Raw genomic sequence first — 11,347 nt, 5'->3', positions numbered from 1 at the left:
AAACCTTCTTGTTCAAATCGGGAAAGCCTTATCAAGTCGGGCAAGATCGTCTTCATCAAGATGAAGAGAAAGTGCGGCGCTGTTTTTACGGCAATGTGCGGGCGAACCTGATTGGGGAATGGAAATGGTAAAATTGTTTCGGATTGTCCAGCCGATTGCGATTGCCGCAGCAGTCATTTGATGTTTTTGCGCGATGTCTTTTAACACCGCGTTTTGCAAAAGCGGTGTCTTGCCGGAGCCAAGTGGTGAATAGGCCATAATCGGCATAGCGTTATTTTTTGACCAATCGAGAAGGCCACCTTCGATAGAGCGGTCAACAAGTGAATATTCCACCTGATTGGTTGCGCATTGGTCGCCTTTTTCAAGGCTGAAAAGATCATTCATGTCATTGACGGAAAAATTGGAAACGCCCCAATCGACAATGGCACCTTCGCTTTTTAATTCTTCAAACGTATCAACCACAGTTTTGAGGTTTGAAATTCCGCCACGCCAATGCAAAAGATAAAGATCCATCTGCTTTAATCCCAAGCGTTGAAGGCTGTTTTTGCAGGCATTGCGAATGTCTTCGGCTTTTGTTGCGTGCGAAGGCATGACTTTGGAAACCACGTAAGGCTTTGTTCCGGCCTTTTTGATGACGCGGCCAACCATTTCTTCAGCTTTACCGGAACTATAAAGCTCGGCAGTGTCAATGAGGTTCAAGCCAAGATCAAGACCGGTTGCAAGCGCTTCCTCTTCCTGTTCGAGAGGGCGTTGACCGGCTGCAAGTGTCCATGTTCCCATGCCAAGCGTCGGGATCATCCGGCCGGTTTTAAGACGGATTGGAGGGTTTTTTATAGCTGTGGCTTGTGTTCTTGCCGAAATTGTCGGGCTAACCATGAAAGCTGCACCACAGGCGATAGCAAATTGTCGACGTGTTATGTCCATTCTAGCGCCTTTCCTATTTTTGTTGAGAGCAAGTATAATCGAGCTTTCAAAAACGAGAAAGATATTATTGTTCATTTGAACGATGAATGAAAATCATGAATGAACTTGCCCGTTAGATTTATTAACGATTGGAAGACGAATACGATTACCTCGCTTCCGTCAATAATGTTGATAAAACACTGTTCGCCAATGTTTATCTTTTTACCTACGACGGCAGGCAGTTTAAAGGGGCACCAACGTTGTCTGGATAAAAGGCGACATATTAGCTGCATAAAAATCCTGAGAGAAACGCATAACGGAGCAGCGTTTATTTACATTCTTACTTGCGGTAGTCATTATCTGGTTTGTTTTGGTCAACCTCTTTATTGGGACTGAAAAACTAGAAAAACCCGTTGACAGGTGGTTCTATTTCCAAGTTCAGGAGCCCACAGTTAAAGAGTGGAAACTTTTTAAAAAACCATGCACAGTCTTTATTAAATCTTTGGAATCTTATTATATAATGAGACTGACAAAATATTCTTGAAATAAGGCATGTGTCTTTAAATGTGTAAATCGGAGAAGTTAGTATACTTACTCATTGGCTGTGTTTCCGGGCTAATATTAATTAAAGTATTGGCATGTGTTTTTCGATTGATTCCAGACGATTGGATGAGTGGCTTTGCTGGTAACATTATAGGCGGGTTAATGACGTTGGTTGCTGCTGTGGTGGCTTGGCGGTCCGTTATGAAGCAAATAGAGTCAAATGAAAAATTGGCTAAAGAACAGGTTGCCCGGGAGGCAAAGCAAGCAGAGGAAGCACGGGATAATGCTCTAAGGGCAGTAAAACCACGCCTATTAAGATGTTTGTCTGCACTGATGGTCATTGCGGAGCGCAACATTAACCTACACTTCGTCTGTGAAACCAAGCCTCCTGTGATTATAGACGGAAAACGGTTAGACTTTTCGGATATTCCTGAAGCGAATGTTGAAATAATAGCTAAAGCGATCGAGCTAAGTAAAGGCACTGTTTCAAAGCGTTTAACTGACATTATCCAGAGTTTTCAGGTTGCTATTGGGGAAGAACAAGACGACGATGAAGAAGTTTGGGTTAAATTGACTAGAAATGGATGCGCAGAAAGCACAACGAGTGAGGGCATCAGCTCAAAAATGGCACATAATTGTCAAACGATGTGTAGTCGTGTAATCGAATGGATCGTAGTATATGCTATAGCGCAGTCCGCCTTAGGTTTTGCTCGGAGTATGAGTGGCAATATAGCGGAAACAGTTGATAAAAATACTGTCATTAATAAACTAACATCATTGTGTAAATTCGATACTTTACCTGATGAGTTTAATAAGGCTCTTGATAATTTGGAAAGTTATGGTGGTTTAGAGAGTTGGTATAGAGGTAACCACGCAAAAGGCGACATTAAGATGCGACGTTTTAAAAGTAATGGAAAGATTAATAATGGGTAACCACCTTCGGGTAGCTGCTAAGGGTTACATAGGTTCTCCGTTTCTTCTTTAACTCGCACAGTCATCCAACAGGGCACAATTTTCTCTTGCCAATCTCGAACTGGATGAAGAAAATAAAAAATATAAGTGTAAATTCATGTCATAAATGATTCATCATTCACTTTCCAAAGCCATTTCATTGAGGGGGGGCTGCAGTGGAATTAAAGCGTGAATTTGTTGTTTTTTTTAATTTTAAATATAAAAATATTTATTTGGAAGAAACGTATGGTCTGATGACCCGATTAAAATCCGAGATTATTTTATATGCCTCTTCCTGGGTTTTCAAATTAGAAAAGGATAATATTAATCCGCTCAAATCTTTTCTTTCTATTTGCCGGTTTGAAATGCAGCCAATTCCAAAATTTTCTTTTTGTGCAATTGTCATTAATTCCAGATCGTCACACTCAACACGATTTTTGAATAGCAATAATGTATTAAGTCCGTGATCGAAATTTTTTACATGGAATATATCGGAAACATATCTATTCAATGCATTTTGTAAAAATATTTGTCTTTTTTTATAATTAAGCCTCATTTTGTTCAAATGTTTGGCAAAATTACCAGAATCCATAAATTCGGATAATACAGATTGATTTAATATTGGAAATCCATCTATCCATCTTTGATAAAAATCGGTTATTTTTGGAACCATATATTTTGGAACAATAAAATAGCCTAGTCTTAGGTCAGGATTAATTAATTTACTGAAACTACCAATATAGATCATATTGGCGTTTCTATGATTATTGAGACTGGTGAGAGCCGGTAGTGGTTTGTTATCATATCGGAATTCGCTATCGTAATCGTCTTCTATGATAAATGTACCATTTTTCTCCGACCAATCTAATAAGGTGTTTCGATTATCATCTCCCAGAGCGTAGCCGAGAGGGCTCTGATGATTGGCTGTGACGATAATAAATTTAACGTCGGGATGTTTTTTCAAAGCATCAGAAATTTGCATTCCGTTATGATCAACAGGAACTGCGACAATATGTGTACCCGAACTTTTAACAATATCCAAAGTGGGAGGAAAACACGGGTCTTCCAAAAAGACTGTGTCATCCGGTTCACCAAGAGCTTGCATGAGCAAATTTAAAGCTCCGCGAAAGCCGCTACTGATGAAGACCTGATCGGGTTCGCAAACGATTCCACGGGACAGCCCGACGTAACGGGTGATGCTTTCTTTTAGCTTTTTAAGCCCGGTCGAATGGGGATAAAATAACGAGTTATGCGTTTCAGCAATCTTTCGCTTGAGAAGACCACTCCAGTATTTTGCGGGAAATAAATCAATGGCCGGTAAACCGATCTGGAGCTTTTTGAAGGCCGTTCCTTCGGCATAAATGGACCGATGTTTTACGGAATTGGTCTTAGTCTTTTTTGACGAGCTTTCAGGGGCGAGGGAATGGCTTGCAACATATGTGCCGGCAGGCCCTCTGGAGACGAGATAACCATCTCCAATGAGGCGACTATATACGCTTTCGACGGTGTTTTTTCCAATCCCCAGTTCACGCGAAAGAGCCCTGATCGAGGGTACGCGCTGTCCTATTTGAAAAGTACCGCTATCAATTAAATTAATAATCTGTTGGTAGAGGCTATCACCAATTCCTGCGCGAGACGATTTGGGCGAATAGCTTGTGCCCGTCAATTTTACGTTTTTAAGCCCGTTTGACATTCGTTTCCTCGCCGTCAGAAACATTCATAACAATCGATTTTAGAAAGAATATATATTCGCATTGAATGGGTCAAACCGGTGAAGAGTAGCGCGAAAATTTTAAACATGAGCGAGAGCGGATTTTTCTGCCCGACTTTGCCTCTAATGCCTTAAACGAATTATAATCATGACGAGGCGACCCACGGCTCATCACAATCCGGTTTCCCGTCATCGGTTGAAAGTAAAGGCATTCTTCAAGAGGTCGGCATCATGAGTTTAACGAATGGCAGAGGGGTTGGCGGGACAATGTCGTTTTCATAAGAAAAATGAACGCATGTTTGGTATTTTTTGCATCTTTTTTTTCAAAAACGAAACATGTCTGATTGATACCCGGACGCGCCCGAAGAAGTGACGCCCGAAAAAGCGTAGAAAAAGCCGTTTTCTATTTTTCATGCGGTAGCAGAATTATTAATACGGTAGTAGACGCCATCAAGAGCACAGCCTACCGCGTGCCAAAGTGAACTCTCCTATTCAAGCGATCATTCTTGGACCATAGGTTTTTGGACCAAAGAAGTGGTTCATTCAGCAAAGAGCGCTCTTATTTTATTCTCGATGACATCCAAAGCCGCGGTATCTTTTGCAACGGCGGTAATAATACCGGGACAGTTGGCCAAGTCGGTGGTCAACGGGATGGGACTATTGTCACCGAAAAAAAGTTTTACAGTGGAAACACCCGGAATAGATTGGAAATCTCTGATCAAGCGTGACGTATCGCTGACATGTCTATCCGCTTTTTCATTTATCAAAAAGATGATACGCCCATTTGTTCCAAGAATTGCGGGTTTTGAATTGAAGTTATCCGAGCATACAGAAACGGCCGTCTCGAGCAATCCGTTACTATAGCACTCGTTGAACAAAAGCGGGGCAATGCCGCCGTGTAATCTCGCTCCGACTTCAACCATCACCGGACCTGTCTTTGTCCATATAAGTTCCAGATGAGCCGGACCATATTCGATAGCGACAGCTTTGATGCACTCGACAGCACAGGACAATAATGGCGCATAGTCCTTGATTGTCAGGTCCAGAACCTCCAGCGCTTCATAAACAAAATGGCTGTTATTATGCGTTCCTTTTCTGTACCGGCATAAACTACAAACTTTTGTCACTCCTTTGAAGGAAACGAGATCAACGACATATTCATCGCCCGTCAGTCTTTCTTGCAGGAGAAATGACGTGTTTTTCTGGCCAACAGCATTTGTTCTATCCCAGTCGATTTCTTTGATGTGCTGCTTCACGTCATCAGGGTTTTCAAAAAACAGAACATCATCGGTTAAACAGGATTCGTTCGGTTTTAATACATATCCGGTTGGAGACGAAAATATTGGAAAATCCTTCATTTCCCGAGTGATCTTAATTGTCTTGATATGTTTTAGGCCATTGATTTCGAGGCGCTTCTGCATGTCAATCTTGCTACGGCGCCAATTTGTATGATGTACATCATTGCTTGGAGTGCCGAAATAATCGGCAAGCGCTTCTGTGCAGTAGACACCCGTTTCAGCGCCGCATAAGACCGCAAACACATCGTTAGAACCGAGCTTTTCTTTAATTTCGTCAGCCGAATATAAATTTTTGTCGAAAAAACCTTCACCGGTAAAACTATTCGCAAATTTGGGGGGAAGATTTGGGTCAGACTGAACACAATAACACAAATATCCAAGTTTCGATATTAAAGGGGCATAGAGAGCACCTGTTGACATCGGATCAACAATAATAACGCAATTTTTATTCATTCCGTTGCTCCCGATGAACTTCTGACTAAGACTATCCAAACAAACATGATCAAAGCGACAGCCGGAAAAAGATATATTGCTGAATAGGCCCCAGAACGGCGCTGCCGGTCAGGATGCCAAAAACCATCGGCCCGATGGACTGCGCTAAAGTATACATAAGCGCACTAACGCTACTTACCTGATCGGCCTCGTTGTCACTGCTGGTCTTATCGATGACTGTTTTACGTGCGTGAATGCGTATGGTGTTTATTGAAAAGCCGATAAATAAGCACGCCACGATCGCCATATAGGGATGCCAGGAGAGGGTAAAAATCAAATCCGCAAGAAGGAGCGTTATGGCCGGTATCAAAAGCCGGAACCAGCCGATGTTGATAAAGGCTGCCGAGAAAGCGCCAAGGCCAGCTACGGCACTGCATAAGCCAAAATATTCGCTGTTCAAATTTTTTACTTTTTGAAAAATGATCGGCGTAAGGACGTTGAATGCGCTAATATGAAGCCCCACCAAGGCAATGACGATACAAAGATAAATCAGACTTCTGGCGAGAGGCTTTCCTGAGAAATGTGCTGGTCGATCTGCTTCCTCAATTGTTGTTCCGGATTTTTCGGAAAAAATAAATCGTGCTGTTGCGCTGACGATGATGTCGAAAATGCATATCAGCGCAATCAGCTTATTATAATTTAGAAACAATAACAGATATCCACTCGCCATCGCTCCGAAAAAGGAACCGAGCTGAACGATTGTCTGCATCGTTCTGGATGCCATTTGCGAGCTGATGTGTCCCTGAAGAACAAGCTTTGTGTTTGCCGCTTCCAGTACTGTCAGTGTGAGTAGGGAAAGATAACCAATGCAAAGCGATGTGATGATAAAACCAATCCACGTGTCGGCAATAGAAAATAGGCTTTCCACCAATATCACCGCGAATACAATTATTCTTCGAAGATAAAGGCCGGCTAAACTTATCGATTTCTGCTCGTGACCACGTGCCAATTTTTTTAAGATTAATGGAAATATCACGCCTATCGAGAGTATGCAGCCAAGGAATAATGGTGAATTTGTAACCCGAAGAGAATTCCAGATATTGGAAAGCAACAACACCATATCGGAAAAATAAAGAAGGACGAGCACTGAATAAAATCTGTAGGCATGTGGATTCATAATTTCCATGACAGCGCTCGAGGTCAAAAAGACAAGAAACAGATCTTTACGTTTGTTCTAAAGACATATCCCTACAATGCATTTTTTGTGTTCGAAACCGAAATACATATGTCCCTATCAAATTGTCCCGATATGTCCCTATCGCTGTCAAAGGGTTTGCGACATTGTCTCATTCACAGAATTTGAGAATGGTGACGCATGTTTGACTTTGGCAAATCGTCTACGCTAAGGCGGGGCATATTTTTTGCTAAAGGGGGAATATATTTTGCTAAAGTCAGTTTAGCTATCAGCTATCTTTCGGCTGTATTTGACCGTTTCGGTTTTTGGGGTCATTTCGGTGAAACAGGTGTTTCATGGGGCTCGATGACCCAATTTTTTAAACATGTCTCAATACTGTGTCCCTGGGCTCCGGAAAACATGATTCCTGTTATTGGTTGGGTGGTCACAGTTTTAGAGGCAGTCATCGCTTTATCATATATTATCAACGCAAATAACAAAATCATTAACATTGCGAATATATTTATATTAATATTATTTATTATAAGTATGTCATTTTTTCAAAGTATAAAAATGATGATTAATTTTAATGTTATAGTTTGTTTTGCGCTTTCGTTATTAATATATTTTGCAGACAATAATGAGAATAAGGAGAAGAGAATATGAAAAATCTCAGATTGAAATATTTTGACTTGTCACCAGAGCTGATGAGTGGTTTTAGAGCCGTGAAAGTCGCCCTTGAGAAAAGCGTTGTAGAACAAAAATTGATTGAACTGGTCTATCTTAGAGTTTCTCAAATCAATGGATGCGCATATTGCCTCAATCTCCATACAAATTCCTTGCTAAAAGATGGCGAAACACAGCGCCGCATATCCGAAGTGGCCGGTTGGCGTGTGAGTGACCAATATTCTGAAAAAGAACAAGCAGCACTGAACTGGGCAGAGCAGTTAACAAACATATCGACAAGTCACGCCGATGACGAGTCCTACGAGGCATTAAAAAAGGTCTTTAGTGACAAAGAAATATCAGACCTTACATTTGCAATATCGCTGATGAATGGAATGAACAGACTTGCCATTTCTATGCGCCAGTGAGGCACATTAACGGCAATGTTGAATAGTTGGGTAAGTAAAGCATAAGTCATTTTACGGATTTTAGTTGAGGCGCTGGTCATTTCTTTTCTAAAGCTTTAAGCGCTTAATCAGGATAGAGACGAGATCTATCTTGAAACAGAAATGACCGGCGCTTGAGCAAAAGGTCTATAAAAGCTTTTGATTAAATTCTTTCCATGAAGACTTTAAAAGCATTGTGGAATGGTATTGAGACGATAAAATTTATAAAAAATACGTTGTTTTTATTTTGTTGAATTTTGTTTTGCACGAATTATTCATTTTTAGCACTCGATAGTTTATTTTTAAGACCCGTTACGATTAATAGAAAAATACATTTTGATATACTTGGTGGATCAGCCGAGAAATTTGCGTTTTCTTCAAGTATTGCGGATAGCCAGACTTGATCTAACAAACATTGAAAGACGTGAAAATATCAGAATTGTCGACGCAAACTTCATTTCTCATTTGAAGATGGAAGTTGTCCGATCGTATCTTGGACTTACTGGTTTTCGGGCGATGATATAGGAATGACTTGCTATTGTTCGGGAGCGATCGGGATTCCTCACGCTGTAACATGTCAACATAAACAATTTTTTGATGGTAAGTGTGAACACGTTCTCGGGCTTGTTCGGAAACAGATTTGATTAGACTTAACCGCCATGCGCCCCGACAAACGCTTAAGATCTTTTGGTAATATGTGTTCAAGATCTGCTTCAGTGCCATACAAGCATTGTGCTGGAGTGTTGATCTCTTCGAACTTGATGGCTGAGACAAGTGAGCGGAAGTGTTTGAAGCAGTCTGACGCGGACTTTTGCCAAGGAGCGGGATGAAAAGCGAAGATCGGGTTGATAAGTGAAGATAGCAAGATCGTCTCGCACCTTATAAACAGACGACGACCAATAGAAGATTCAGAAGTCGTATTTCTCTTCGAAATATGCTAATTCGAAATTATTGGGTGGAGGAGCAATTCAGTGGTTAAAAATACAGACAAACCATTCGAACCTGTGTTTGCTGTTTTGGATTATGTTGCCAGTTCTCTCAGAGCTGTCTCTACCACTGAAATTTCAGAGGAACTGAAGCTGCCTTTGAATACAACTCACCGGATTGTCGCTAACCTTGCAGCACAGGGATTTTTACGCCGCGTAGAAGACGCAAGAAAGATAGTTGTCGGTCCGGTTCTTGATCCCGAAACGGGCTTTGCTCGCCGAAAGGTTGCCGACCGCATTGTATTTATGGATCACGGCGCAATCGTTGAGGAAGACACACCTGAGACATTTTTTAAATCACCGAAAACCGACCGTGCGCGCGAGTTTTTGAACCAAATCCTTCACTAAAAAGAGCTATTATCATGACACTACAATTACGAACTGAAACGGATACATTGGGAACTGTAACTGTACCTGCCACAGCCTATTACGGGGCTCAGACAACGAGAGCAATTAACAACTTCCCGATTTCAGGACAACCCATTAGCCGTTTCCCTGATTTGATTAAAAGTCTGGCCTATATCAAGTGGTCGGCAGCGAAAGTGAATATGCGTCTTGGACTGCTTGATCGAAAAAAGGGAGAAATTATTTGTCAGGTTTGTGACGAAATCATCAAGGGCGATCATCTCGACCAGTTTCCTATTGATCTTATACAAGGGGGAGCCGGCACGTCCACAAACATGAATATGAATGAGGTCATCGCCAATCGCGGCCTTGAGATCATGGGCGAAAAGAGGGGACAATATCAGGCACTTCATCCCAATGATGATGTCAACATGTCACAGTCGACAAACGACGTTTATCCGACAGCCGTCCGTCTGGCCATCTTGTTCACTCATGAAAGACTGGTGAAATCCATTTCTGTTTTATGTGCAAGGTTCAAGGAAAAAGGCGTCGAGTTCAAAGACATAAAGAAGGTTGGACGCACACAATTGCAGGACGCCGTTCCTATGACGCTGGGTGAAGAGTTTCAGGCTTTCGCTTCTACACTCGAGCAAGACATCAGCCTCATCAAACAAGCCGTTTTACTCGTTCAAAAAGTCAATCTTGGCGGAACAGCCATTGGAACCGGCATCAATGCGAAGCCCGAATATCAAAAATCAATTGTGGAAGAACTGTCTGAAGCAACAGGGTTATCACTCGAGCAGACACCGGATAAGATCGCGGCAAGTTGGGATATGGGCGCTTTTGTTTCGATTTCAGGTGCTTTGAAACGGACTGCGATCAATTTATCGAAAATATGCAATGACCTGCGTTTGCTTTCAAGCGGCCCACGAGGCGGACTCCATGAAATCAACCTGCCGGCAATGCAACCCGGATCATCGATCATGCCCGGTAAAATCAATCCTGTCATTCCAGAGGTCGCCAATCAGACGGCTTTTCTGGTCATGGGCAATGACCAGATCATCACACTTGCCGCTGAAGCCGGACAATTGCAGCTCAACGCGATGGAGCCGATTATTGCGTTCAAAATTCTGGAATCGATGGAATTCATGTCTAATGCCATTCATATACTTGCTGAAAAATGCGTTGCAGGGATAACCGCTAACAAAAATATCTGTCTTGAATTTTTGGAATCCAGCACAGCAATGGTCACGGCCATGTCACAACAAATAGGCTATGAAAAGGCTGCACAGCTGGCTAAGGAAATTATTCAAAATGACCTGAGTTTTTCAGAGGCACTTAAAAAGCATAAGGAAATAAATGCTGAAAAATTCATCTGAAATACGTTTATGAAAATGCCAGAATGGTCAATAATCTCGAAGCCCCTATATAAGGATCTTCAGAATAGATTGAGGGTATAATGTATTATAAAAACTTATTTATTAGCCTACTGGCAATTGTTGTGCTGTATGGATGTGGAGCTCACCACAGCAGATTTGAGTCTCAATACCCGGATCGTCCTAGACCAGATAGCGAACGTGATATATTGCAAACTTTTGTGGGTAACCTGCCTCAACCTTAAACCGCTACTTGGGTAGCCCAGATGACCAACGTTTAGGTATTTGGGTATGGGGAGAAGAAAAATGGGTTTATGCATCAGTTAGTCAGAGCCATATAGGATCAACTGATATGAAAAGATCTAATAGAGATACATGTAGGGTTGTAGCAAAGACTAATGAACAAGATATCATTCAAAGCATTTATTATGAGGAAGATATTCTTGAATCAGGAAGCGTTAGATGCCCGACTATAGGAAATTTGAACAAACTTACATATATAGTAAACCCTGCATT

9 protein-coding genes are annotated in these 11,347 nt (G+C 41.7%); 5 read left to right on the top strand and 4 right to left on the bottom strand.

What is annotated here, in order from left to right:
• Nucleotides 1-12: 12 nt before the first annotated feature.
• On the bottom strand, nt 13-924 hold the full coding sequence (locus BBC0178_RS08505) for an aldo/keto reductase (RefSeq protein WP_210187164.1): 912 nt from the start codon (nt 922-924) through the stop codon (nt 13-15).
• A 648-nt stretch (nt 925-1,572) separates the two neighbouring features.
• Between BBC0178_RS08505 and BBC0178_RS08495 the strand changes: the two genes are divergently transcribed.
• The gene (locus tag BBC0178_RS08495; RefSeq protein ID WP_078039834.1) at nt 1,573-2,379 is read left to right on the top strand and encodes a hypothetical protein; all 807 of its coding nucleotides are present in this window, start codon (nt 1,573-1,575) and stop codon (nt 2,377-2,379) included.
• Between the two features lie 247 nt (nt 2,380-2,626).
• On the opposite strand, the gene pdxR is transcribed toward BBC0178_RS08495, so the two are convergent.
• The 3 genes from pdxR to BBC0178_RS08480 all read right to left on the bottom strand — a co-directional run bounded on the left by pdxR (nt 2,627) and on the right by BBC0178_RS08480 (nt 6,766).
• Nucleotides 2,627-4,063 (bottom strand): MocR-like pyridoxine biosynthesis transcription factor PdxR, encoded by a 1,437-nt coding sequence (gene pdxR, locus BBC0178_RS08490; protein WP_210187163.1) that lies wholly within the window; start codon nt 4,061-4,063, stop codon nt 2,627-2,629.
• A gap of 584 nt (nt 4,064-4,647) precedes the next feature.
• On the bottom strand, nt 4,648-5,859 hold the full coding sequence (locus BBC0178_RS08485) for an ATP-grasp domain-containing protein (RefSeq protein ID WP_078039832.1): 1,212 nt from the start codon (nt 5,857-5,859) through the stop codon (nt 4,648-4,650).
• A gap of 49 nt (nt 5,860-5,908) precedes the next feature.
• Complete coding sequence (locus tag BBC0178_RS08480) at nt 5,909-6,766, bottom strand: MFS transporter (protein WP_225868301.1); 858 nt, start codon at nt 6,764-6,766, stop codon at nt 5,909-5,911.
• A 447-nt stretch (nt 6,767-7,213) separates the two neighbouring features.
• Here BBC0178_RS08480 and BBC0178_RS08475 point away from each other — a divergent pair, with 447 nt between their 5' ends.
• From BBC0178_RS08475 to BBC0178_RS08460, 4 genes are all read left to right on the top strand, one after another.
• On the top strand, nt 7,214-7,678 hold the full coding sequence (locus tag BBC0178_RS08475) for a hypothetical protein (RefSeq protein ID WP_078039831.1): 465 nt from the start codon (nt 7,214-7,216) through the stop codon (nt 7,676-7,678).
• Nucleotides 7,675-8,106, top strand: a complete 432-nt coding sequence (locus BBC0178_RS08470) for a carboxymuconolactone decarboxylase family protein (protein ID WP_078039830.1) — start codon at nt 7,675-7,677, stop codon at nt 8,104-8,106. Before BBC0178_RS08475 ends, BBC0178_RS08470 begins: the two co-directional genes overlap by 4 nt.
• A gap of 989 nt (nt 8,107-9,095) precedes the next feature.
• A complete protein-coding gene (locus BBC0178_RS12335) occupies nt 9,096-9,458 on the top strand; it encodes a helix-turn-helix domain-containing protein (protein WP_149867459.1) in 363 nt (120 codons plus the stop codon).
• A 14-nt stretch (nt 9,459-9,472) separates the two neighbouring features.
• Entirely contained in the window at nt 9,473-10,834 is a 1,362-nt protein-coding gene (locus tag BBC0178_RS08460; RefSeq protein WP_078039828.1) for an aspartate ammonia-lyase, read from the top strand.
• Nucleotides 10,835-11,347 lie beyond the last annotated feature (513 nt).

It is taken from the genome of Ditibartonella apihabitans (assembly GCF_002007485.1).
Taxonomy (GTDB): Bacteria; Pseudomonadota; Alphaproteobacteria; order Rhizobiales; family Rhizobiaceae; genus Bartonella; species Bartonella apihabitans.
This window is presented reverse-complemented; position numbering and strand designations above follow the sequence as displayed.